The sequence below is a fragment of the Candidatus Clostridium helianthi genome (assembly GCF_045310795.1).
Classification (GTDB): Bacteria; Bacillota; Clostridia; order Clostridiales; family Clostridiaceae; genus Clostridium; species Clostridium helianthi.
The window spans coordinates 88,815-114,631 of the sequence record NZ_JBJIAB010000015.1 but is presented as its reverse complement, the minus strand read 5'-3'; the positions used below and the strand labels follow the sequence as shown (position 1 = coordinate 114,631).

Below are 25,817 nucleotides of genomic sequence, written 5' to 3'. Positions count from 1 at the left end.
CTTCACTTCTTATTTTTTCCATATAAAATTTTATTTAATCACTAAACCAAGCCGTCGCTTTTAGCGATTTAGTTCTTTTTGTAAATTATGAATCAATAAAATTAAATAGCAAATTGTAAAATCGTATTATTCAGAGATTGAATTTGCGATTTTTTTACTTCGCAATACTAAAATAGAATGCATGAAGAGGAGTATATTAAGATGATTAGAAATTATCTATATATACTCCGTTTATTTTTGTCTAGGAAACTATAAAACCTTTTGAATTTTAAAGCTGATTATATCAATGGTTAAAAGGTATGCTTTTTAACATTACTATTATCAAATTTCTATATATTTCTACCCATCATTTCTGCTTGAACGATATAATTAGTAGATAAGACATCTCCTCTATTTAATACGCCTGGAACAACTAGCGTTCCAACATCTGTCCATTGTTGGTAAGCATTGATTCGCTTATATGTGCTGATAATACCATCAAATGCAGATTCATCCTTTTCTTCTCCGCAAACTATAAGCATGCTTTCTTTAATGTTTATTTTCTTTTTTCCAATGATAAATGAATACAATTTATCTATTACTCCCTTGAGATTAGAAGGGAATGTATACCAATATAATGGAGTTGCAAAAACAATCACATCTGCTTTTTCTATTTCAGGAGCGATAGCGTTAAAGTCATCATCAAATGAGCAAGGAGTTCCTTTACTGAAGCAAGTATCACAGGCAATACATCCTTTTATATTTTTCTTTCCAACTTCATATTTGACTACTTCATGACCTGATTGTATTGCTCCTTTAATAAATGCTTCAGATAATAGATAACTATTACCACCAACTCTTGCACTACCAATCAACACTAAAATATTTTTTTTCATAATTAACCACCCTTTCAAAATTAATGCTATTGACAACAATCAAAGTATAATTTAGAATTTTGTGTTAGTAAAGTACGCACATAAAGGTAATGTACTAACCTGGAGGGAAGTGTAAAGATGTCTATAGAAGACTGTTTTTTAACTGGTGTAGATATAAAAGATACTGATTTTGGATATACATTATCCATTATAAATGGTAAATATAAAATGATTATTATGTATTGGCTTGCTGAATATAAAGAAGTTATGAGGTTTAATGAGCTACAAAGAGCCATTGGAACAATCTCTTGCAAAACTTTAAGTAAAACGCTTAAAGAAATGGAGGATGCACAATTAATAATACGTGAAGAATATCCTCAGATTCCACCAAAGGTTGAATATAGTTTGTCTGAACGCGGAAAATCACTGATTCCTATTTTAGATTTGATGTGTGCTTGGGGTGGGGAAAATCGTATATAGGCATTTATTTGATGTATAATTTTCTGATGCATAAGGGCAATAGTGAAGGCATATGGATTGAAACAGAATGCATTCTAATAGATCAATACAATAAGCAAAAGAATAATAGTATAAATTTTAAAAACTATGTTATAATGTAGATTTAAAAAAATAGTAGCTAAGATTTGCGGTGATGGGCTACTATTTTTTTTATGTTTAAAATAAGTAATACAATAAAAGTTAATAGGGCAATTAAATTTATTCATTAAAACATACGTTTAATGCTAAAATATTGAATTTTATCTGATATAGTGTAGAACTTAAAAACATAGATTTAACAGGAATAAGACTACCAGAATAACTAGATAAAAGGGATGAAGAATACAAAGAGTTTAGATATGCATTACTTTTTAAATTTTATGTAGCAGTTGTTTTGTTTTAAAAATAAAATATTTATTTAGCATAAACTTTTTTTTATAAAGACATAATAAAATTATATAATAAATGGCAAGGAGGATTTAAATGGAAGCATTTAAGAGAATAGTAAGTATAGCTTTACTTGCAATTATATTGGTTATAATGCTTGGAAATAACTCATATATGACTACAAATGCCAGCACAAACTATCGTCAAGGCTCTCCTGTTAGAGTAGGCTTATTTACAAGAGATCTTAATGATGATTACATTGTACTCCTTCGCAAAAATTTTGAAGATATTCAAAAGAATAATCCAGGAGAAGTTTCATTCTCTTTTTATAATGCCAATTTTAATCAATCAACACAAAACACAGATATTGAAAATGCACTTCACAAGGGTATTGATCTTATATTATTAGATATGGTTAATCTACTTGAAATACGAGAAATGATTAACAGGATTTCACAATTTAACATCCCAGTAGTAGTTTTTAATAGAGTGCCATTTTCAATGGAGGCAATTAAATCATATAAAAAAGCTTTTTATGTAGGAACAGATTCAGCACAAGGCGGTACTTTACAAGGGAAAATGATTGTTGATGCTTGGAAAAATCATAAACAATTAATTGATAAAAATAAAGATGACGCATTACAATACGTATTACTCGTTGGTGAAAAACTTAATAAAACCTCCATTGATAGGTCAGCATACTCTGTTTCAACTATTAACGAAGCTTTTATAAAAACCGAACAACTTGCATCGCCTATTTTGAATTGGGATGCAGCGTCTGCTAAAGACGCCGTTGATGCATTGTTTTTGAGATTTGGTAACAAAATAGAAGCGATAATTTCAAATGATGACTCTATGGCAATTGGCGCTGTTCAAGCGTTGCAAAAATATGGCTACAATACTGGAAATAAATCTCAGTCGATCATAGTTGTTGGTCTAGATGGAGTATCTGAAGCTAAAGAACTAGTTTCAAAAGGCTTTATGTTGGGTACTGCTTCACAAGAAACGGCTGATATGACTAATACAATATATACCGTAGAATGAATTTAGTTAAAGATAGAAATCCTCTTGAAGGGGTATCCTATAAATCAGATGAAACAGGAGTGGCAGTTTTACTTCCATATGAGCCATATATCGGGCCAATGTTTCAATAATAATTAATTTCCAATAATTATAAATTTGTTTTTTCCCTTTTGTCATTCTAATGAAATAATTACATAAGTAAAAGTTTTTGCATTACTTAAGACTAGCTTCTTTAAGTAGTATTGTACACACAGATTTCTAAAGATAAATTATCATTCAATATCAAATTTAATTTAGATTTGATAACAAATCTTATAAAAGATGGGATTATAGAAAAACATATTTTTACTAAAGGTGAAATTGAAATAGGTATACATTATTTTAACTTAGACATTTACTTAGGTTTTATTCTTGACTTGAAGTTAACATTAGGTGATATAATATCAAGTAAATAGGTTAATATAACCAATATATTTATGGAATTGCGAGAAAGGCGATGATAATATGGTAAATGTTACGCTAGGAAGAACTGGGATAGTAGTAAATAGAAATGGATTTGGTGCTCTCCCTGTTCAGCGTGTCTCTAACGAAGAAGCAGTAAAATTGTTGAGGAAAGCTTACGATAATGGGATTAATTTTTTTGACTCAGCAAGAAGTTACACTGACAGCGAGTATAAAATTGGTCTTGCTTTAAGTGATGTTAGGGATAAAATAATTATTGCAACGAAAACACCATCAACTACTGTTGAAGGTTTTTGGAGTGATTTAGAAAAGAGTCTTGCTATGCTTAAAACAGATTATATAGATATTTATCAGTTCCATAATCCAAGTTTCTGTCCTAAACCTAATGATGGGACAGGTCTATATGAGGCTATGCTAGAAGCAAAAAAACAAGGAAAGATTCGTTTCATAGGAATTACAAATCATAGATTACCAGTAGCTATAGAAGCTGTTGAATCAGGTCTTTATGATACATTACAGTTCCCATTTAGCTATCTTGCTGATAAAAAGGATGAGGATCTAGTAAATTTATGTAAAGAGAAGAATGTTGGCTATATCTGCATGAAGGCATTATCAGGTGGGCTTATAACAAGAAGTGATGCAGCTTACGCATACCTTTATCAATTTGATAATACTTTACCTATCTGGGGAGTTCAAAGAGAAAATGAATTAGATGAATTTATATCATATATAGACAATCCTCCTGCAATGACAGAGGAAATTAAAGAATTTATTGAAAATGAGAGAAAAGAGCTTGTAGGTGAGTTTTGTCGTGGTTGCGGATATTGCATGCCATGTCCAGCAGGAATAGAAATTAATAATTGTGCAAGAATGTCCTTACTTCTTCGTAGATCTCCAACTGAGGGGCATCTTTCAGAGGAAGGCCAAGCTAAAATGAAAAAGATTGAAGATTGTATAGAGTGTGGTAACTGTAAGGCTCATTGCCCTTACGGCCTTGATACTCCAAATCTTTTAAAAAGAAACTATGAGGATTATAAAACCTTTCTAAAAAATATAGGTTAAGTAATAAAATATATCTATAGTGAATATTGAGAATAAATAGAGTACATTTCTGATTTAAAGAAAGTGGACTCTATTTATTTTTCTATTTTTATAGATTTTCTACATAGCTTTTTAGCATATCTATAAAGACCAATGTTCCTTTTGAGGGTATTATACCTTTTTGCATTACATATGAAAATGGGCGAGTGTAAGTTTGTTTGGTTTTTAAGGTGGAAATTTCATTATTTTTTAAAGAATTCTCAATTACAAGTGAAGAAATAAAAGTTATTCCTAAATTGTTTTTAACAGCTTCTTTTACAGAGTAATTGCTTCCAAAAACAATGATATTTTTAGCATTAATATTATTATTTGATAAGAAGAGATTCAAATATTGCCTAGTACCAGAGCCTATCTCTCTACTAATCCAAGTCTGATTTTGCAGATCCTCAGCTGAAAAATAGTTATTAACTAAGTAGTGATTGTACGGAACAGCAACTTCCATTTTGTCAGTATAAAATTTTTCAATAGTAAAGTGGGAAGGAGGAACAGTACCTTCAACTAGAGCAATGTCAACTTGAAAATTCTTAACTTTTTCACATATGTTATGTGTGTTTTCAATTGTCACTTCTAATTCTAACTCAGGATAGGCTTTTGCAAATTTTCCTAAAAAGGCTGGTAGTAAGTATTCTCCTATAGTAAAACTAGCCCCTATATGCAGTTGACCTTTTACAACATCCCCATAACCTAATAGATCGTTTTTTGTATCATTTAGTAGCTTAATCATTTGTTTTGAACGCTCATAGAGTAAATATCCAGATTGAGTTATATTTATATTTTTCTGCTTTATTGAACGTTGAATTAAAGTTGTATTAAAATACTCCTCAAGGTGCTTAATATGCAAACTTACACTAGGTTGTGAGAGATTAATGGATTCAGCAGCTTTTGTAAAGTTTTTATATTCAACAACTGCTATAAAAGTTTTTAATTCATCAAGCATGGGATCATCCTTTCTTAACCATTAATATTCTTAATCATTATTATATAATATATATATTTTACTTATGATTATACACCTAATATACTAAAAATAGAAAAAGAAGTACTTCATATTCAGATAAATATTTTAGAAGGTGATATGAATGAGTTTAAATATAATTAAAGATAGGAAATTATCAAGAGGAATGTATAAGGTTTTAGAAGTTTTACCAGGAGTTATAATATGTACAATAATCGCATTTATCGCAAAGTATTTAAGTAATTATGTACCTAGCATAGGGGCAGCATCTCTAGCAATATTCATTGGGATGGCAGCAGGAAATACATTTTGCAATAGAAAAATATATGAAAAGGGATCAAAATTCGCAGAAAGTGAACTATTGTCATATTCTATAGTTCTGTTAGGCGGAACATTGGGAATTCAAACTATATTAAAATTAGGTTTTTCAGGAATATCATTTATAGTATTTCAAATGAGTATTACTATAGCACTTGTAATCTTAATTGGGAAAAAGCTTAAATTCTCAGAGAACTTTAGTTTTTTAATGGCAAGTGGAAATGCAGTTTGTGGATCTTCAGCTATAGCAGCTACTGCACCAGTAATAGGAGCAGGGGATAGTGAAAAAGGCATAGCAATAACTATAGTAAATGTTACAGGAACAGTATTGATGCTTGTTCTTCCATTTATAGCTAAAGTGATATTTTCATTAGAAACAATAAAAACCTCCGCTTTAATAGGAGGAATACTTCAATCTGTAGGACAAGTTGTTGGTAGTGCAAGTCTAGTAAATGAACAAGTTAAGGATTTATCTACAATATTTAAAATAGTAAGAATAATATTTTTAGTTGTTGTTGTGTTAATATTAGGAAAAATGAAAAATAAATCTGGTAGAGTAGAAAGCGGAAAATTAAATTCAAAAATAAAAATACCTTGGTATGTATTGGCCTTTTTCCTTATGTGCTTAGCATTTACTGCTGGAGTCTTTCCAATGAATATTTCTAATATATTTAAATTAATAAGTAGCAACTTTGAAGTAATTGCTCTTGCTGGAATAGGGATGAGAGTGAATTTTAGACAGCTTATAAAAATAGGAAAGAAAGCTGCACTTTATGCCTTAGCAATTGCCTTAATCCAAATAGTTTTAGCAATTTCACTTATCACAATATTTTTATAAAATGCTATTCTTTAATATGGTGTTGAAAAGTAGCATTATAAAAATTATAGGTGGGACTTCCCACCTGTGATACTCAATATAAGAACATTGTTTATAAGTTTCTGTGAAAATTTCTTTTTAAAATATATTCTACAGTGGCAAATACTGCAACCAATATTAAACATTCAAATTCTAATAGGGCAGTGCTTATAGAATAATTTAATATTAGAAATATTATAGCAAGTATCAATGTGCATGCTCCTGAAATACTCCATATTAAACCACATTTTTTATTAGTCAAAGCTAATGTTTCTGAATCTTTAGAAAAAGAAGTCTTTTTATCATCTGAAAAGCCAGTAAAAAGCATTGCCATAGGCATAATTAAATCCAATATATTGCCTATTTTTTTATATAAATTGCATTGATATAAATGCCCTACGAAAATCATTATTACAGGAATACCTATGTTGCAAGTCAATGTTAATATATTCATATGAAACCTCCACATATCTTTTTTGCTAATTCATAAATTAATATTTTATATTAATTCCCATCTACCTTAGCTATTCTGGTCATATCTTCAAATAATATCTTTTCATCTATTGGACCTATTAACGTCTTCACCCTTGCAGAAGCTACAGCACCTCTAAAACTTCCTATTGAGTAAGATTTTATTCTACTATAATATTGATTTCCCGCTTCTATAGCTCTTTCCTTCAATTCAGGATCATTAGGAGATTTACTCAATTCTAAAAGAAGTTTATAATAAATCTTTTTATAAGGATTAGATTCCCACATAGTAAAAACTACTTGAAATATAACAACTGCAATAGTTGCAATACATGCTATTAATACTTGTATTCCCATATATACTCTCCATTCTATAAACACGAAATAATTAACTATTGTTCATTAGATTACAATTTTTTAACAACACTTATTATAACATAATTTACAAAATATCACACATAATATAGGGCTCCACAATGATATTCAAACTTATAAAATTTCAATATCGCTGGTATTCAGGAAGTTGAAACAGTAGATATGTATTGTTATCAATATGGAACCCTATAGTTCTCGATTTTATGAATGTTTTTCGTTACTTTGAACCATTTAGTATAATTTTACTTATATATTTTATTGCAACAACATTAAACCTATTCACCTATTTCTTTAAATTTCTATAGGGAACATTAATATGCTCAAAATAAATTTTTCGATTTATAACACGATTTAAGCGCTTATTCTATAATATATAATATAGTGTAGTTGAAATATTATTTCTCCTTATTAAATAAATTTCACGACAAACTTAGAATGATTTATTAATTTTAGTAAATCATTCTTATTTTAATTCCTGAAGCATATGGCCTGAGAGATTAACATACAATAATTACAAAACAAATATTATTTTATAATTATTATATTACAATTAAGTTCGCACGATTTAATCTTTGTTAAGTACTCAATTTACTAGAATTTTAAGATGAGTTCATTATTTCAACATACATACTGAATGATTTCCAATGCAAGCAACTAAATAACAAGAATTATATTAATTTTATTCTTATTGTAAATAATACTATTCATAATATAGATGAACAATTTAAGGATTTGATTTATACTTTGCGGCAAAATACCATATTAGAAAGCAGAAACATTTTTATGCAGCAGGCATTGAAAATGAGCTGTTAAAAGATCTTAATTGTAGGTTGTTCAACTAATGCTTGTGAAGTGAGAGTCCAAAATTTTCTTTTGGGTTCTCGAACTTCCTCAGCGAATGTAATGAGTCGAGCTTCCCTAGGAAATTGGGAGCAAGCATTAGTTGGTGCAACCTGCAATTTAGCACTTTCAGCGAAATTTTCATAGTCCTGTGAAATAATAATGTTTTAACTTTCGGTAGGTTATTGCATAAGTCTAAGTTATATATTGTTTATCTATATAGATAAACAATATATAACTTAGACTTATTAGATGAACATATTTACAAAGTTGCTAAAACTTTAAGCTCATATCTTCACAAGAAATCATAAATATATTTGTGAAGAAAACATTTGAAAATGAGCTGTTAAAGGTTCTTAGCTGTAGGTTGTTCCATTTTAGCTTGTCAAACTGAAAGTTGGAGCATGCTAAAGTGGCTACAACCTGCTGCTTACAACCTTCATCGATATTTTCATAGCTTTTCGGAATCAAAATATTTATGATTTCGGTAAGTTATCACATAAGTCTAGTTTTAAAGTTGGACATCTATATAGATAAGCCAATTATAAGTTAGATTTATACTATGAAATATATCCCAACTAGAAATGGGTAATATATTTTTGTGGAATGTTTCATTGGTAATTTTGATGGATGTGATTCTTTGGCTATAAGTTGTTCCAAATGTGCTAGTTCAAAAAGTGAGAATCGAAATTTTATATTTCGTTCTTCGAACTTTCTCTGTGAGCGCTTGTTCTTTGAGGCTAGCACTTTGGGTGCAACTTTATCGCCTTAGAATCACCCATCATAATTACCTAGAAACTGGAACAAAAGTATGTTATTCATTTCGGCGAGTTATATGCATAAGTTCAGGTCTTAGTTGGGTTATCTATATGAATACATTTACAAAGTTTATATCGTCACTAGAAATCATAAATATATTTGTGGAGAAAACATTTGAAAATGAGCTGTTAAAGGTTCTTAGCTGTAGGCTGTTCCATTTTAGCTTGTGAAGTGAGAGTCCAAAATTTTATTTTGGGTTGTCGAACTTCCTCAGGGAATGTAATGAGTCGAGCTTCCCTAGGAAAGTTGGAGCATGCTAAAGTGGATGCAACCTGCCGCTTAGAACCTTCAGCGATATTTTCATAGTTTTTCGGAATCAAAATATTTATGATTTCGGTAAGTTACCACATAAATTTGGGGTATCTATAATTAACCTATTGTTTTTTAGGATGAAACTTAATTGAACTTGTTTTTATCGGTAAATAATGTTTATTTGAAGCAATAGGAAATTCTGAATCTTTATAAAGAGTTTCCTGTATAAGATGAAATTGATTTTCTGGCGAAATTGGATACGTTTTAGCAGCAAAGTTTCCAGAAGTTGAATACTTTATTTCAACTAATATATCACTAGATATTTCGTAAATATCTCTTTCTAGAAATTCTAAAATCATATCCTCATTGTTTAAATCAAGATTAAATTTTGAAATAGTTTCAATTGGCAGCAAAGTAAACGTATAAGCTATAGCTTGACCTTCAGATTTATACCATCTATCTATTAATACTACAGCAGCAGTTTTCTTTACAAGAATTTGATTAAAATAGTCAGTAGATGGCTCTATTCTTAATTGAATTTTAACTTCATCAATGACATCATTTATGCACTTGTATACGGGGTGTCCCATTGTTTCTAAACCAAGATCTTTTTTAGGTTTAGATTTTACTATAAAATTTCCCTTACCTCTTATATTATTTACTAATCCATCGTCTTGTAGTAGTGCAAGTGCCTGTCTTAGCGTAGTTCTACTAACACCAATTAATTTAGATAGTTCAGGTTCAGAGGGTAATCTACTTCCTTCTGGAAAAGTACCTTCATTTATCATTTTAAAAAGTTGATTATATACACTTACGTATCTTAATTCTTTTGGCTTTTCAACTATATCAAATTCATCATTCATAAAAATATCACCTTTCTACAGATATAACCCTGTCTAGACAAGTATACATATTGAATTACAAATTTTCAACTGAAATATTTGTTTTATACTTAATTATAACGTCAATTAAACAATATTGGCAATTAAATTATTGGAGTTATTTTGTGCATAGCCTGTCCTTCTAAAAGCTTGTACTAACAGGCTTTTGACATAGTTTTGAAATTGAATGAATTTTCGGAATTTATCATGAATAAAATGCTTGACATGAAATAACAGACATGCTATTCTTTGAGTACAAACAATAATACAACTTAATAGACAAGTATTAAGGATGTCCAACATTTTTTAACGTAATGTTGAAACCGTATTCTGAAAGCGAATCGTGAAATAAATGGAGGTATTATAATGAATTATTCACAAGGTTCTGGGAAACAATATCATATAGATGTGAGAGAAGGAGATGTAGGTAAATACGTAATATTACCAGGGGATCCAAAGAGATGTAAAAAGATTGCTGCATACTTTGATGATCCAAAATTAATTGCTGATAATAGAGAGTATGTTACTTACACTGGATTTTTAGATGGTGTAAAAGTAAGTGTTACTTCAACAGGAATTGGTGGACCATCAGCTGCTATAGCATTAGAAGAATTAGTAAATTGCGGAGCAGATACTTTCGTAAGAGTTGGTACATGTGGAGGAATGGACATAAATGTTAAAGGTGGAGATGTAGTTATTGCTACTGGTGCAATTAGAGCAGAAGGTACTAGTAAAGAATATGCGCCAATTGAATTTCCAGCTATTGCAAACTTTGATGTTGCAAGCCTACTTGTGCAAGCGTCTAAAGATTTAAATAAAAATTATCATGTTGGAGTAGTTCAATGTAAGGATTCATTTTATGGTCAACATTCGCCAGAAACTAAACCAGTAAGTTATGATCTTTTAAACAAGTGGGATGCATGGCTAAGATGTGGATGCCTTGCTTCTGAAATGGAATCAGCAGCTTTATTTGTAGTAGGAAGCTATTTAAAAGTAAGAGTAGGTTCAGTATTTTTAGTTGTTGCAAATCAAGAACGTGAAAAGGCAGGACTTGAAAATTTGCAAGTGCATGATACAGAAACAGCTATAGAAGTTGCAATTGAAGGAATTAGAAAATTAATAAAAGCTGACAAAGAGAGAGAAAATAAATAAGAAAGTGTTTGATCTTTCGGAAAGGAATATGAAATGAAAGAGTATGAAGATATTTTAGAAAGAGCTTTTAAAGCTATGGAAAATGCATATTCTCCTTATTCAAATTATAAGGTTGGTTCTTGTGTTGTTACTAAAGATAATAAGTACTTTATAGGAGCAAACATTGAAAATGCATCTTATGGTTTAACAAATTGTGCAGAGAGAAATGCAATCTTTCAAGCATATTCAAATGGTTATCGTAAAGAGGATGTAAAAGCAATTGCCATTGTAAGTGATGGAAATACTCTAGCAACTCCTTGTGGTGCATGCAGGCAAGTTTTAGTTGAATTATTAGAAAAACATACTCCAATAGTTTTATCTAATAAAAAGACTGAAAAAATTACTGATATCGAAGAATTATTACCAATGTCCTTTACAGAGGAAGATCTAAAATAATAAAATTTTACTTTTGGAATAAGTATTAAATATAAAATGAAATATAAACTTAATTAGTTTTGAAAGGATGGAGTTATGAAGAAATATAATAGAATTTTCACAATAGTAATAGATTCACTTGGAATTGGAGAAATGAGTGATTCAAAAGAGTATGGTGATGTTGGTGTAGATACACTTGGGCATATATCAGAGTCGGTAGATGAATTTAAGATTCCAAACTTACAAAAGTTAGGGCTAGCTAATTTACATCCAATCAAACATGTTGAAGCAGTTGAAAAACCTTTAGCTCATTTTATGAAGATGAGGGAAGCAAGTGTTGGAAAAGATACAATGACTGGTCACTGGGAAATGATGGGGTTAAAAATAGAAACACCATTCCAAACATTTACTGATACAGGTTTTCCACAAGAATTATTAGATGAACTTGAAAAAAGAACAGGTCACAAAATAGTTGGAAATAAAAGTGCTAGTGGAACAGAAATATTAGATGAACTTGGTGAACATCAAATAAAAACAGGAGATATGATCGTGTATACTTCAGCTGATTCTGTTTTACAAATATGTGGTCATGAAGAAACTTTCGGTTTAGATGAACTTTATCGTTGCTGTGAAATTGCAAGAGAATTAACTCTTAAAGATGAATGGAAAGTTGGAAGAGTTATTGCAAGACCATATTTAGGAATGAAAAAAGGTGAGTTCAAACGTACAAGTAATAGACATGATTATGCTTTAAAACCATATGGAGCAACTGCATTGAATGCATTAAAAGATAATGGATTTGCTTCAATATCTGTTGGAAAAATAAACGATATATTTGATGGTGAAGGTATAACAGAATCAAATAAATCAAAAAGTTCTGTTCATGGAATGGAACAAACTTTAGAAATAATGGATAAAGAATTTAAAGGATCGTGCTTTGTTAACTTAGTAGACTTTGATGCTTTATGGGGACACAGAAGAAACCCAGTAGGTTATGCTGAAGAATTAGAAAAGTTTGATGTTAATTTAGGAAAAGTATTAGATAAATTAAAAGAAGATGATTTATTAATAATTACAGCAGACCATGGTAATGATCCAACTTATAAAGGTACTGATCATACACGTGAACATGTTCCTTTCTTAGCTTATTCGCCATCTATGACAGAAAGTGGATTAATGGAAACAAGCGATAGTTTTGCAGCAATTGGTGCTACAATAGCAGAAAACTTTGGAGTAAAGATGCCTGAGAATACAATTGGTGAATCAGTACTAAGCAAGTTAGTATAGCACTGCAGGAAGGATATTTAACTAATGATAAGTACAGTTAAGACGCTAAAGGAAAAATCGCTTAAAGTTCTTCTTATAAATATTTTAATAGCGTTAGTTGGAGTTGCTCTTGTAGGATTTGGAATTGCATTTAATTCAGCTGCAATGCTTGGAAATGATGCAGTTGCAATTCTATATGATGGAGTTCGCAGTGCAATTGGTCTTCCACAAAGTGAACTTGGAATGACAACAAATGTGGTAAATTACGCAATAATAATATTATCGTTATTAATCAATAGAAAGTATATAAATATAGGAACATTTATATATACTATTCCAATGGGAACCTTCGTTGGAATAGGTTCAAAGTTTTATGAATATATGAATTTGCCTAATGTTTTAGAGTGGAGAATATTAAGTTCTGTATGTGGATCCTTAATGCTGTTTACAGGATTAGGAATCTTTATAGCAATAAATATTGGATTAGATCCTTTTACAAGTTTAGCTATGATATTAAAAGACAAAATGAAATCTCAATATAGAACGGCAAAGATAATTTGTGATGTTACATCACTTATAATTGGTTTTATACTAGGAGGAAAAGCAGGGGCTGTAACGTTAATTGCAGCCCTAATAGGAGGGCCTTGTATACAATTTGCATCAGAGCTATTTAAAAAGTCAGTTCTAATGAAGATTAAAATAGGTGAAAAGAACATTTTACAATATTAAAAACAAGATTTTGGAGGACAGAATTATGACAAATGTACCAACTCCCCATAATGGGGCAAAGCTAGGAGAAATAGCAAAAACAGTATTAATGCCAGGAGATCCTTTAAGAGCTAAATTTATTGCAGAAAACTTTCTTGAAGATGTTACTCAATTTAATACAGTAAGAAATATGCTTGGATATACTGGAACTTATAAAGGAAAACGCGTCTCAGTTATGGGAGGCGGCATGGGAATGCCATCTATAGGTATTTATAGCTATGAATTATTTAATTTTTATGATGTAGATAATATTATTAGAATTGGAACAGCAGGAAGTATATCTGAAAAATTACACCTACGTGATGTTGTAATCGGTTTAGGTGCATCTACTAATTCTAACTATGCACACCAATATAGTCTGCCAGGAACTTTTGCTCCAATTGCAAGTTTTGATTTAGTTAGCAGTGCAGTTGAAGCAGCAAAAGAAAATAATATAAATGTTGTTGTAGGAAACATATTATCTTCTGATACTTTTTATAGTGCTGATAAAACAGCAACAGAAAAGTGGAAGAGCATGGGAGTCTTAGCAATAGAAATGGAAGCAGCTGCACTTTATATGAATGCTGCAGAAGCAGGAAAGAATGCGTTATGTTTACTTACAATTTCAGATTCAGTATTAACAGGAGAATCACTTTCAGCAGAAGATAGACAATTAAGTTTTACAGAAATGATGAAAATTGCTCTTGAAATAGCAAAATAATAAAGTTTATAGGAGGAAGTATCATGAAAAAAGTAATTGCATTATTAATGACAACAATGATTATGGGAACTATGGCTGGTTGCGGATCAAGTGGAAACAAGACAACTGATAAAGGAACTACTGGTGGTAATAAGGAATTTAAAGTTGCAATGGTAACTGATACAGGTGGTGTAAATGACCAATCTTTCAATCAATCTTCATGGGAAGGATTGCAAAATTTTGAAAAGAATAATGCTGGAGGGAAAGCAAGCTATCTTGAATCTAAGCAAGAATCAGATTATGCTACAAACCTAGATAAAGCTGTTGATGCTGGTAATAAATTAGTTTGGGGTATTGGTTTTGCAATGTCAGATGCAATAACAAAGGCGGCCAAAGCAAATCCAGATGTTAGTTATGCTATAGTTGATAATTCATATGGAGATGATACTCCAGCTAATGTTACAGGAGTTATGTTTAATGCACAAGAACCTTCATTTATGGTAGGTTATGCAGCTGCTAAGACAACAAAAACAGGTAAAGTTGGATTTGTTGGTGGTATAAAAAGTGGAATTATAGATCAATTCCAATATGGATACCAAGCTGGTGTTCAATATGCAGCAAAAGAATTAGGTAAAGATATTACTGTAGATGTTCAATATGCTGAAAGTTTCTCTGACGCATCAAAAGGTAAAGCAATTGCAAACAAGATGTTTTCTTCTGGATGCGATATCGTATTCCATGCAGCAGGTGGAGTTGGTGTAGGTGTAATTGAAGCAGCTAAAGAAGCAAATAAATTTGCAATAGGTGTTGACCGTGATCAAGCATATTTAGCTCCTGATAATGTATTAACATCAGCATTAAAACTTGCAAGCGTTGCAGTTGAAAATGTTTCTAAAGAAGCTATGAGTGGAAACAAAATTGGTGGTAAAACTTATACTTATGGATTAAAGGAAAATGCTGTAGGAATTCCAACTGAAAACAAAAATATGGATCCAGCAGTATATAAAGCAACTATGGAAGTTCAAGACAAGATTAAAAATGGTACAATAGTTCCACCTTACAATGAACAAACTTACAATGACTTTTTAAAAAAATAATAATTTAAACTTAAAGTAGATAATAACTATTAAGACAGTAGTGGAGGTAGGCTTTGCTGGTAACTTAACGGTTTGCCGGCAAAGCCTTATATAATAGAGGAGGATTAGGTATGGAAATTAGCAAACAATATGCAGTACAAATGCGTGGGATTACAAAAACGTTTGGCTCGTTCTGTGCTTTAGATAATATCAACCTTGATATTAAAAAAGGTACAATTCATGCACTACTAGGAGAAAATGGTGCAGGCAAAAGTACCCTTATGAATATCCTTTATGGATTGTATCAAGCTGATCAAGGTGAAATATATCTTAATGGTGAAAAGATAAATATTAAAAATCCTAATATAGCTATTGAAAATGGAATAGGAATGGTTCATCAACACTTTATGTTAGTTGAAAATTTTACAGTAACACAAAATATAGTGCTGGGTAGTGAAATTACAAAAAAATGTGGAATATTAGACATGAAAAAAGCCCGAGAAGAAATATTAAACATTGTTAAAAAGTATGGATTAGATGTAGATCCAGATGCAAAAATTGAAGATATTTCAGTAGGTATGCAGCAGCGTATTGAGATATTAAAAGCTTTATATCGTGGAGCTGATTTATTAATATTGGACGAGCCGACAGCGGTTCTTACTCCACAAGAAATTCAAGATTTAATAGGCATCATGCATAACCTTATTGCTGATGGAAAAACAATAATTATAATTACACATAAATTAAAAGAAATAAAGGAGTCTTCTGATGTTTGTACAATAATACGTAGAGGAAAATATATCGATACAGTAAATGTTAAGGAAGTAACAAGAGAAGATCTTGCAACAATGATGGTAGGTCATGCAGTCAAGTTAATCGTTGACAAAGAAGCTGCAACACCAGATGAGGTTGTTTTTGAAATAGATAATTTAACTGTAAAAGATGAAAGAAAGTTAGATGCAGTTAAAGATTTATCACTTAAAGTACGTAAAGGTGAAATCGTTGGTATTGCAGGAATTGACGGCAATGGACAAAAAGAATTAATTGAAGCTATAACTTGTCTTGCTAAATCCGAAAAAGGTACCATTAAAATAAATGGAGTAGAGATACAAAATACTACCGTGGAAAACGTTATCAAAAATAAAGTTTCAACAATACATGAAGACAGGCAAAAACGTGGACTTGTATTAGATTTTAGTGTTGCTGAAAATATGGTAATAGAAAAATATAAAAGTGAACCATATTGTAAGAATGGATTATTGGTTAAAGATAAAATTATGGCCCATACTAAGGAGCTTATAAATCAGTATGATATAAGGCCTGATAACTGTGAATCATTACCTATCAGAGGGCTATCAGGAGGAAATCAGCAAAAAGTTATAATTGCAAGAGAAGTATATAATGATCCAGACTTATTAATTGCAGTGCAGCCAACTCGTGGACTTGATGTAGGAGCAATTGAATATGTTCATAAAACATTAATAAGAGAAAGAGATAAAGGAAAAGCTGTTCTTTTAATTTCATTAGAACTTGATGAAGTTATGAATGTTTCTGATACTATAGCTGTAATTTCTGAAGGAACTATTGTAGGGACTTTTAAACAAGGTGAAGTTGATGAAAATACAATAGGCTTGCTAATGGCGGGAGGTAAACATAGTGAAGATAGTAGTAAAAATTCTTAAAAAACCAGTTACTTCAACATTCATTGCAATATTTTTTGGTTTTGTAGTTTCTGCAATAGTTCTTGGTATTGCAGGATATAACTCAATAGATGCTTTTAGCGCACTTTTTAATGGAATTTTTTCAAAACCTAAATATATATCTAATACAATTATTAAGGCTACGCCTATTATTTTAACTGGTTTAAGTGTTGCATTTGCCTTTAAAACAGGATTATTTAATATTGGAGCAGAGGGCCAATATATAATAGGGACTATTGCATCAACTATAGTTGGAATTAAATTAAATTTACCAGCAGTATTAGAAATTCCTTTAGTAATTTTAGCTGGTGTAGCTGCTGGAGCAGTGTTTGGTGGTATTGTCGGAATTCTTAAGGCGAAATTCGGAATACATGAAGTTATAACCAGTATAATGCTGAATTGGATTGCATTATATTTATCTAATTTCGTTGTATCTACAGATGTATTTCACCAACCAGATTCAACAAGTACTTATATGATTAATGAATCTGGATTTACCACTATACTTGGTAATTGGAAGACTTCTGATGCTGGAATGGAATTTCTTTCTCATCACAAGTGGTTATCAGAAGTTTTGTTAAAAACAGATGTTAATATTGGAATTATCGTTGCTATTATAATGGCTGTAGTTATATCAATTTTGTTATATAAATCAGCAAAAGGCTATGAATTACGTGCAGTTGGATTAAATAAAGATGCAGCAGAATTTGCTGGAATAAATGTTAATCGTAATATAGTTCAATCAATGGTAATTGCAGGTGCATTATCAGGTCTTGCTGGAGCACTAGCTATTACAGGCACAGCACCTCATAAGTTATCAACTATGGCTGCTTTTGAAAATAACGGATTTAACGGATTATCAGTTGCATTAATTGCAGGAAGTTCACCTATTGGTTGTATATTTGGCGGATTGTTATATGGTGGATTACTATATGGAGGTCAATCTGTACAATCTGCTATAGGTGCACCATCGGAAATAATAAATATAATGATAGGTACTATTGTATTTTTCGTAGCATTAACTAAGATTGTACCTGCTTTAGCTGACAGACTTTTAAAGAGAGGTGAGAAGAATGTTAAATAGCATTGCACTATTAATAGGTATTACACTAATGTATTCAGCGCCGTTAATATTTGGAGCATTAGGTGGAGTTGTTTCTGAGCGTTCTGGAGTTGTAAATATCGGAATTGAAGGTATGATGACTATAGGTGCATTTACTGGTGCGGCAGTAGGGTATTATTCTGGAAATGCATGGCTTGGATTTTTAGCTGCAGGAATTGCAGGGGGAATAATGGCTTTATTACATGCAGTTGCTTCAATAACATTCAATGCGGATCAGACAATATCAGGTATTGCTATAAATTTATTGGGTGCAGGTTTCTCTTTATTTACATGTAGGTTATTATTTGAAGGAGCTACTATGACTAAACCAGTAGCTACTAAATTACCTAAAGTATTTGGTGTAGATATTACAGTTTTTATAGCACTTATAATTACAGTAGTCATTTGGTTTATTTTATATAAAACTAAATGGGGATTACGTATTCGTGCAGTAGGAGAGCATCCAGCAGCTGCAGATACTCTTGGAATAAGTGTAACTGCAACTCGTTACGTGTGTGTTATGATTTCTGGAATACTTGCAGGATTTGGCGGAGCATCTATGACACTTGCAATAATAGCACAATTTACTCCAACAGCAATTAGCGGTCAAGGATTTATTGCATTAGCAGCAGTTATTTTTGGTAAATGGACTCCACATGGTGCATATGGGGCTTGCTTATTATTTGGATTTGCTCAGGCATTAACAGTTGTATTAGGTGGCGGAAACTTTGCTATTCCTTCGCAAATACTTGCAATGCTGCCATACATTCTAACAATTGTAGTATTAATTCTTTTTGTTGGAAAATCAGTTGCACCAAAAGCTGATGGAGTTCCTTACGAAAAAGGTACTCGTTAATAGAAAGAAGAAACATTGTTACTTCGCAGGACTGTGAAAATTTCGCTGAAAGTGCTAAATTGCAGGTTGCACCGCTATGCTTGCTCCCAATTCCCTAGGGAAGCTCGACTCATTACATTTGCTGAGGAAGTTCGAGAACCCAAAAGAAAATTTTGGACTCTCACTTCACAAGCGTTAATGGAACAATCTACAATTAAGAACTTTTAACAGCTTATTTTCAATGCCCGTTGCATATTATGACACTTGAGGTTATAAAAATGTTTCTGCTTTCTGATATGGTGCTTTATAAATAATATTTTTAATAAATTAAAGAGAATGTCTTGATTAATGATACTGAAAAGATATAAGTGACAAGTTAAGGAAGGGGTAATGAAATATGAATATTGCTAAATATATAGATCATACAATATTAAAACCAGAAGCGACAGTAGAGGATGTAAAAAAATTATGCAGAGAAGCTAAAGAATACAATTTTGCTTCAGTTTGCGTAAATGGATGTTATGCAAAATTAGTAAGTACTGAACTTGCAGGAAGTGAAGTAAAGACTTGTGTTGTAGTAGGATTTCCACTTGGAGCTATGACAAAAGAAGCGAAAGCATTTGAAACATCTCAAGCTATTGAAAATGGTGCGAGCGAAATAGATATGGTTATAAATGTTGGAGCATTAAAAGATAAAAATTATAGTTTACTTAAAGAAGATATAGAAGCTGTAGTAAATGCAGCTAAAGGAAAAGCACTAGTTAAAGTTATTATTGAAACATGTTTATTAACTGATGAGGAGAAAGTTAAGGTTTGCGAAATAGCTAAAGAAGCTAAGGCTGATTTTGTTAAAACATCAACAGGATTTTCTACTGGCGGAGCAACTAAGGAAGATATTGCTTTAATGAGAAAAACTGTTGGACCAGATTTAAGCGTAAAGGCATCAGGTGGAGTTAGAGACTTCAAAGCTGCTATGGAGATGATAAGTGCAGGAGCAAGCAGAATAGGATCAAGTAACAGTATTGCAATTGTTAATGAGAGCAAATAATTTTTAGGCTGTAAGATAAATAAATGATAAAATGATAAATTGTGATAAGTAGCTGGATAGAACCATGAGACAAAAAATAATTCATGGTTCTATTATTTATATTACTCGCAAATGAAAGAAGATTTAGTAAGGAAAATAATTTAATTAAAAGAATGTGCCCATAAAACTATACTAACATCATAGGTTCAGGTAAAATGTATATTCTTAAGAATATACGAAGTTAAGAATAAAAGAATATAAGAATATAGGAATTTAACAATATAAGAATTTATAAATTAAAACATAAAACAATTTAAAAATGAACCAATAAAAAAATGTAACAATATAAAAAGGTGCGTAAATAGATGCATTTTAAAAAGAGAATGAAGCAAATTTAAGTTTTTGAGAAATTTGGTTTTACTATAGGAAATGTTTTTTAGAAGGCTATGAATTTAATATTTATATAACATAAGGCTTGAATTAGCCAGGTTTCGTATTGATTAATTTGTATAAAGTGCTAGTAGTATAATTTTTGCAGAGAATTATGATATTTTAAACTAATGTAGTGAGATAAGACTATATCAGGATTAATGTGAATTAAAATGAAGAGATTATAATTTTTAGATTTATTTATATAATCTGTAACATTATTGATAAATCTCTGTTACAGAACTGTAACAATAATTTCCTATAATTAAATCGAACAAGAGATATGCATTTAAAAAAGATGTGGAGGTGCAATAACAGAAGATAAGGAAACTGCTGTTATAGAAACTTTCACTCCTTCAAAATAAAAAACACGCTAACAAAATTTGGAGAGAGGATTAATATAAATTCTATAAATGAGTAAAATTTAAGGTTAGTTATGCAAATGAATAACTAGCCTATTTAATTTAATTGGAAAAAAATAAAACAGTGCATAACTACACTCTATGACGCGCACTTTGTATAAAAAGGAAATGTATAGGTATATATGGTTAAAAACTAAATATTTATAATCTAAATTAGTAGTATGATAATAAAATTTATATAAATAAAAAAATATAAAACTGTCATAACTAGAAAAATTTATGTCGAAATGCTATTATATTTTAACAATTTTTGATAAAATATAAACTAGTAAATGTTTAGAATAATCTGCAAATTATTATAAACTTTAATTTTTTATTATAAAGGGAGATGGTATACTGATGATAAAGAATGTATCCATAAAAACAAAATTATTAATTGGCTTTATGAGTATGGTTATACTAATTGGTATAACTGGTTTCTTCGGAAAGTTTGGTCTATCAAATACTGAGAGCAGTATAGAACAAATATATTCTGATGATTTAAAAAGTATTGATGAAATACATTCGGTTAAAGAGAATTTTTTAATTGAAATTAAAATTGTTAATGATGTAGTTCTAGAACAGGATAATTCCAAGGTACAAACAGCGCTACAACAACTTAATCAAATCAAAACTAAAAATTCAGCTGTAGTTGAAGCTTTTGGTAATAGCAGCATGTCAAATGATGAGAAGAAAGAGTTTGATGATCTTAATTCTATTTTAGGAGATAAGTTTGCAACTGAAAAAGACAATCTTTTTGAGTTACTTAAAAATGGGAATTATTCAGAAGCAAAAATTAAATTATCTGAAATTAACCAAACTACAGAAATTATATCAAAACATCTTGATAACTTGGTTGAAATAAACCAAAAACAAGCAGATGAAGCTTATAGCAGTGCAAAAGAAAATTATCGCAAAACAACTAATATAATGCATGCAATTCTAATAGTAGGGATTATTTTGGCGATTGCTATAGGGACAGGATTATCAATATATATATCTATGATAATTAAAAAAGTTTTATTATTTGCAGAAGCTTTAGGAAATGGAGATTTAACATATTCAATAGAAAGTGAAAATAATGATGAATTAGGATTGTTAATTAGAGCATTAAATAATGCAAAAGAAAAAATCAAATCAGTGATTGAAAATATTGTGATTCAGGCTCAGGGCGTAACAGCATCTAGTGAAGAATTATCTGCTACATTAGAAGAATTATCAAGCAATTTTGAAAGCATAGATAAGAATACATCTGGAATAGTAGAAAATATACAAGGTATAAATTCAATTACAGAGGAGTTAGCTTCAACAATGGAAGAAGTTAATTCTGGAATAACCCAGCTGGCTTCGAATTCAACTGAAAGTAGTCATCAGTCTATCGAAATTAAGGAAAGAGCTACTGAAGTAAAGGAAACTGGAATTAACTCTATGAAAGCTACAGATGAATTGTATGAAGAAAAGCAAAATAATATACTTAATGCAATAGAGCAAGGAAAAGTAGTTAGTGAAATAGGTATAATTGCACAATCAATAGCATCAATAGCAGAACAGACAAATTTATTAGCCTTGAATGCAAATATTGAAGCTGCAAGGGCTGGAGAACAAGGAAAAGGATTTGCAGTGGTTGCAAATGAAGTAAGGATACTTGCTGAGCAATCAGCAGATTATGTTAAGAATATTCAAAATGTAGTTTCAAATGTTCAGGCTGCCTTTAATAATCTATCAGGTAATTCAAAGGAGGTACTACATTTTGTTAATCAGAATGTTAAAAAAGATTATGATTTACTGATTGAGACAGGAAATAAATATGAAAATGATGCTGCATATATTAGTGATTTATCACAAAATATTGCATCAATGTCACAGGAGTTAAATGCATCTACAGAAGAGATTTCTGAAGTTGTACAAACTATTGCTGAAAATATGAAAGATACTAAAAACAGTTCGGAGGAAATTAAAGTAGGTATAGATGAAACTAATAAAGCAATAGAACAGGTTGCTAGAGTAGCTCAAGATCAAGCAGAAACAGCAGAAAAATTAACTGAATTAGTTTTAAATTTCAAAATATAAATAGGTTTAACAATCCAAGTGAATCTTAGATAAATAAGATTACTTGGATTGTTTTGTTAAATAGAAAATCTTTAATCATCAAAATTATTGATATGCTGCATTTAAAATTTCAATTTTACAAATGAATTAACCCCTCTTATAATAAGATAATCAACACCAAGGAGGGGAAAAATGAATAAAAAACTAAACACTATTTCTATAAGTGGGCTGATGATAGGTCCAATTTTAGGTTCAGGTATTGTACTATTACCACCTATTGCGATTCATATGATTGGAGATAAAGCGATTATTGCATGGATAATAACTATGCTTATGGGTATTATATTTGCTTACATATTTACAAAAATGAGTATATTAACTTTGAGTAATGAAGGGGTGAATGTGGTAATAGGTGAGAAGCTTGGACAAAATTTTAGGGAATTATCTTCGAATTATTTGACAGCAGCTGTCTGCTTTGGGCCTGTGGCTGTTTTATATACGGCTTCTGGATTTATTTGTAATATGTTTCCGGGAGCAAATAATTATAGGACCCTTGTAATTTTTATATTATTATTTCTTAATATAGTCGTACTTCTAATGGGAATAACTGCAATGGGAAAAGTTACTTTAATACTTTCTTCACTTACTGGACTTATTCTTATTATAGGCAGTGTTTTTAATCTTTTAAATCAGGATAATGTAACTTTTCCTAGTAGTATGCCACCAATTACAACTCTTGGCTCTACGCTTTTGCTATTATTTTGGGCAATTATAGGGTGGGAAGTAATTGGAAGTTATGTTGAAGAGGTCATGAATCCAGAGAAAACTCTTATGCGTGCTATGAAAATAAGTTTATCAGCTGTTATTTTTATATATTTATTAACTACTTTTGCTCTGCAAAATAGTGTAGGAAATCAAATTATTACAAAAGAAACAGACATCAATGTAAGTTTAATTCTTATTCCTTTATTCGGTAACTTATCTTATATTGTTATGGGAATTGTAGCAGCAGGATTGTGTTATGCCACATTGATAATGATATTAGGTGCTGTTACAAGACAAATGGCTGCAAGAGCAGAAAATGGCATGCTTCCTGCTTTTTTAAGAAAGAAAGAGGAAGAAAGATCTCCTAAAAGAGCTTTATTAGTATTAACTATATTTCATTGCATACTTATTGTCCTCATTCACTACAATTATATTACTGTAGAATGGACAGTAGGAATTGCAAATACATTCTTTATATGTAATGCACTTCTTGGACTTATTGCTAGTCTCAAATGTATAGATGGCATCATTTTAAAAGTATCAATAATATTGCTTATTATAATATTAATTATATTATTAGCATTTTCATCATTAATAGGATGGACACTGTTGGTTGTAGTAAGCCTAATGAGCATGTATAAGAGCATGCCACAATTTCAGCAAAAATTAAAAAAAAGATTTTTAAAAGAAAGCTAAATTAGCTGTTTATAATATAGCTAACCTAACTAAAACCAGGGTTATGTGGTAGCTTACCGAAATCATAAATATTTTGGTTCCGAAAAGCTATGAAAATGTCGCTGAAGGTTCTAGGCAGCAGGTTGTATCCAGTTTAGCATGCTCCAACTTTCAGTTTGACAAGCTAAACTGGAACAACCATTAGCAGAAACTCGACTCACGTTCGTTCGCTGAGTAAGCGATTCTCACCAAATCAAAGATTTGGGTTCTCTGCTTAAGAACCTTTAACAGCTCGTTTTCAAATGTTTTCCCCATATTATGACCCTTGTGGTTACAAATATATTTATGATTTCTAGTGAAGATACGAACTTAAAGTCTTAGTAGCTTTGTAAATATGTACATCTGATAATTAGAGTTATAGTATTCTGCTGATGTTTTAAATTGGTAAAATACAAGTTGACATTATTCACAAGCTTTTTGATACTTCAAATTTGATTTATGGTATTAAAAAGTATAAATATAATTATTTTGAAAAGAATAATTATTGAAGTATTGGGATTAAATTCTTTAGCTATTACCTTAATAAATATTAGGTTTTGGCTGATATCTATATAAGTTGACTCTCATTGAGGAACCATATGGATAACACAATCATTAAGTATACTTAGCCTATGAAATATCCTCTAACTAGAAATGAGTAATATACTTTTGTGGAATGTTTCATTGGTAATTTTGATGGATGTGATTCTTTGGCTATAAGTTGTTCCAAATGTGCTAGTTCAAAGCTTGTTCTTTGAGGCTAGCACTTTGGTGCAACTTTATAGCCTTAGAATCACCCATCAGAATCACCTAGAAACTGGAACAAAAGTATGTTATTCATTTCGGCGAGGTTACGCATAAGTATAGATTATAGTTGGTTTATCTATATGAAGAATTATGAACCACAGTAAAAATATTTTAAGAAAGCAAAATATACAAATGAAAGGATGTTTTATTATGAAGATTTATGGAAGTAATGTGTGTCCATCTACATTAAAGGCTATAGAGGAACTAAAAGAGAAAAATATTAGCTTTGATTATAGAGATTTTTGCCAAGATATAAAAGCGTTAAAGGAATTTGTTGCAATTCGTGATGAAAATTCACTATTTGATGATGTTAAAGATGAAAAGAGAATAGGGATACCTTGTTTTATCTTGGATAATGGAGTTATAACACTTGATAAAAATTACGCAATAGAAGAATGTATGAAAAATAGATAGAGGAGTTTATACATAGTAGAGGATTTTTTTGATTGTATTCTAGTCAAATGGATAAAAAAATAGGATTTCATTATTAATAAATAAAGTTTTTATAAATTAATTTTATAGGGCTTTTAGTGAGCATAAT

General features: G+C 30.5%; 22 protein-coding genes. 17 read left to right on the top strand and 5 right to left on the bottom strand.

The window, feature by feature from the left end:
* Positions 1 to 329: 329 nt before the first annotated feature.
* Positions 330 to 875 (bottom strand): flavodoxin family protein, encoded by a 546-nt coding sequence (locus ACJDTP_RS13310; protein ID WP_406761475.1) that lies wholly within the window; start codon positions 873 to 875, stop codon positions 330 to 332.
* Between the two features lie 117 nt (positions 876 to 992).
* Between ACJDTP_RS13310 and ACJDTP_RS13305 the strand changes: the two genes are divergently transcribed.
* The 3 genes from ACJDTP_RS13305 (at position 993) to ACJDTP_RS13295 (ending at position 4,286) form a co-directional block, all read left to right on the top strand.
* Positions 993 to 1,334, top strand: a complete 342-nt coding sequence (locus ACJDTP_RS13305) for a winged helix-turn-helix transcriptional regulator (RefSeq protein ID WP_406761474.1) — start codon at positions 993 to 995, stop codon at positions 1,332 to 1,334.
* Between the two features lie 501 nt (positions 1,335 to 1,835).
* A complete protein-coding gene (locus ACJDTP_RS13300; protein ID WP_406761473.1) occupies positions 1,836 to 2,783 on the top strand; it encodes a galactose ABC transporter substrate-binding protein in 948 nt (315 codons plus the stop codon).
* A gap of 483 nt (positions 2,784 to 3,266) precedes the next feature.
* Positions 3,267 to 4,286, top strand: coding sequence for an aldo/keto reductase (locus ACJDTP_RS13295; RefSeq protein ID WP_406761472.1), 1,020 nt, complete (start codon positions 3,267 to 3,269; stop codon positions 4,284 to 4,286).
* Positions 4,287 to 4,374: 88 nt separating this feature from the next.
* On the opposite strand, the gene ACJDTP_RS13290 is transcribed toward ACJDTP_RS13295, so the two are convergent.
* Entirely contained in the window at positions 4,375 to 5,262 is an 888-nt protein-coding gene (locus ACJDTP_RS13290) for a LysR substrate-binding domain-containing protein (RefSeq protein ID WP_039773621.1), read from the bottom strand.
* A 142-nt stretch (positions 5,263 to 5,404) separates the two neighbouring features.
* Here ACJDTP_RS13290 and ACJDTP_RS13285 point away from each other — a divergent pair, with 142 nt between their 5' ends.
* Entirely contained in the window at positions 5,405 to 6,436 is a 1,032-nt protein-coding gene (locus tag ACJDTP_RS13285) for a YeiH family protein (protein WP_406761471.1), read from the top strand.
* A gap of 91 nt (positions 6,437 to 6,527) precedes the next feature.
* On the opposite strand, the gene ACJDTP_RS13280 is transcribed toward ACJDTP_RS13285, so the two are convergent.
* The 3 genes from ACJDTP_RS13280 to ACJDTP_RS13270 form a co-directional block, all read right to left on the bottom strand.
* Positions 6,528 to 6,908, bottom strand: a complete 381-nt coding sequence (locus tag ACJDTP_RS13280) for a hypothetical protein (RefSeq protein ID WP_406761470.1) — start codon at positions 6,906 to 6,908, stop codon at positions 6,528 to 6,530.
* Positions 6,909 to 6,958: 50 nt separating this feature from the next.
* Positions 6,959 to 7,282 (bottom strand): hypothetical protein, encoded by a 324-nt coding sequence (locus ACJDTP_RS13275; protein WP_026888879.1) that lies wholly within the window; start codon positions 7,280 to 7,282, stop codon positions 6,959 to 6,961.
* A 2,051-nt stretch (positions 7,283 to 9,333) separates the two neighbouring features.
* The gene (locus ACJDTP_RS13270) at positions 9,334 to 10,074 is read right to left on the bottom strand and encodes a GntR family transcriptional regulator (protein ID WP_012059317.1); all 741 of its coding nucleotides are present in this window, start codon (positions 10,072 to 10,074) and stop codon (positions 9,334 to 9,336) included.
* A 384-nt stretch (positions 10,075 to 10,458) separates the two neighbouring features.
* Here ACJDTP_RS13270 and udp point away from each other — a divergent pair, with 384 nt between their 5' ends.
* The 13 genes from udp (at position 10,459) to ACJDTP_RS13205 (ending at position 25,690) form a co-directional block, all read left to right on the top strand.
* Complete coding sequence (gene udp / locus ACJDTP_RS13265; protein ID WP_077840971.1) at positions 10,459 to 11,244, top strand: uridine phosphorylase; 786 nt, start codon at positions 10,459 to 10,461, stop codon at positions 11,242 to 11,244.
* A gap of 33 nt (positions 11,245 to 11,277) precedes the next feature.
* On the top strand, positions 11,278 to 11,679 hold the full coding sequence (cdd, locus tag ACJDTP_RS13260) for a cytidine deaminase (RefSeq protein WP_012059315.1): 402 nt from the start codon (positions 11,278 to 11,280) through the stop codon (positions 11,677 to 11,679).
* Positions 11,680 to 11,754: 75 nt separating this feature from the next.
* Positions 11,755 to 12,945 (top strand): phosphopentomutase, encoded by a 1,191-nt coding sequence (locus tag ACJDTP_RS13255; RefSeq protein ID WP_017212348.1) that lies wholly within the window; start codon positions 11,755 to 11,757, stop codon positions 12,943 to 12,945.
* Positions 12,946 to 12,969: 24 nt separating this feature from the next.
* Positions 12,970 to 13,653: a YczE/YyaS/YitT family protein gene (locus ACJDTP_RS13250; RefSeq protein WP_406761469.1), complete on the top strand. Its 684-nt coding sequence runs from the start codon at positions 12,970 to 12,972 to the stop codon at positions 13,651 to 13,653.
* A gap of 25 nt (positions 13,654 to 13,678) precedes the next feature.
* Complete coding sequence (gene deoD, locus ACJDTP_RS13245) at positions 13,679 to 14,392, top strand: purine-nucleoside phosphorylase (RefSeq protein WP_406761468.1); 714 nt, start codon at positions 13,679 to 13,681, stop codon at positions 14,390 to 14,392.
* A 23-nt stretch (positions 14,393 to 14,415) separates the two neighbouring features.
* Positions 14,416 to 15,468: a BMP family ABC transporter substrate-binding protein gene (locus tag ACJDTP_RS13240; RefSeq protein WP_271811422.1), complete on the top strand. Its 1,053-nt coding sequence runs from the start codon at positions 14,416 to 14,418 to the stop codon at positions 15,466 to 15,468.
* A 110-nt stretch (positions 15,469 to 15,578) separates the two neighbouring features.
* Positions 15,579 to 17,129, top strand: a complete 1,551-nt coding sequence (locus ACJDTP_RS13235; RefSeq protein WP_406761467.1) for an ABC transporter ATP-binding protein — start codon at positions 15,579 to 15,581, stop codon at positions 17,127 to 17,129.
* Positions 17,104 to 18,231, top strand: a complete 1,128-nt coding sequence (locus tag ACJDTP_RS13230; RefSeq protein ID WP_406761466.1) for an ABC transporter permease — start codon at positions 17,104 to 17,106, stop codon at positions 18,229 to 18,231. Before ACJDTP_RS13235 ends, ACJDTP_RS13230 begins: the two co-directional genes overlap by 26 nt.
* Positions 18,221 to 19,105 (top strand): ABC transporter permease, encoded by an 885-nt coding sequence (locus tag ACJDTP_RS13225; RefSeq protein WP_041899276.1) that lies wholly within the window; start codon positions 18,221 to 18,223, stop codon positions 19,103 to 19,105. Before ACJDTP_RS13230 ends, ACJDTP_RS13225 begins: the two co-directional genes overlap by 11 nt.
* A 376-nt stretch (positions 19,106 to 19,481) precedes the next feature.
* Positions 19,482 to 20,132: a deoxyribose-phosphate aldolase gene (gene deoC, locus ACJDTP_RS13220; RefSeq protein ID WP_406761465.1), complete on the top strand. Its 651-nt coding sequence runs from the start codon at positions 19,482 to 19,484 to the stop codon at positions 20,130 to 20,132.
* A 1,169-nt stretch (positions 20,133 to 21,301) separates the two neighbouring features.
* Positions 21,302 to 23,011, top strand: coding sequence for a methyl-accepting chemotaxis protein (locus ACJDTP_RS13215; protein WP_406761464.1), 1,710 nt, complete (start codon positions 21,302 to 21,304; stop codon positions 23,009 to 23,011).
* A 171-nt stretch (positions 23,012 to 23,182) separates the two neighbouring features.
* Positions 23,183 to 24,451: an APC family permease gene (locus ACJDTP_RS13210; protein WP_406761463.1), complete on the top strand. Its 1,269-nt coding sequence runs from the start codon at positions 23,183 to 23,185 to the stop codon at positions 24,449 to 24,451.
* Positions 24,452 to 25,426: 975 nt separating this feature from the next.
* Positions 25,427 to 25,690 (top strand): glutaredoxin-like protein, encoded by a 264-nt coding sequence (locus ACJDTP_RS13205; protein WP_012059304.1) that lies wholly within the window; start codon positions 25,427 to 25,429, stop codon positions 25,688 to 25,690.
* Positions 25,691 to 25,817: the final 127 nt, after the last annotated feature.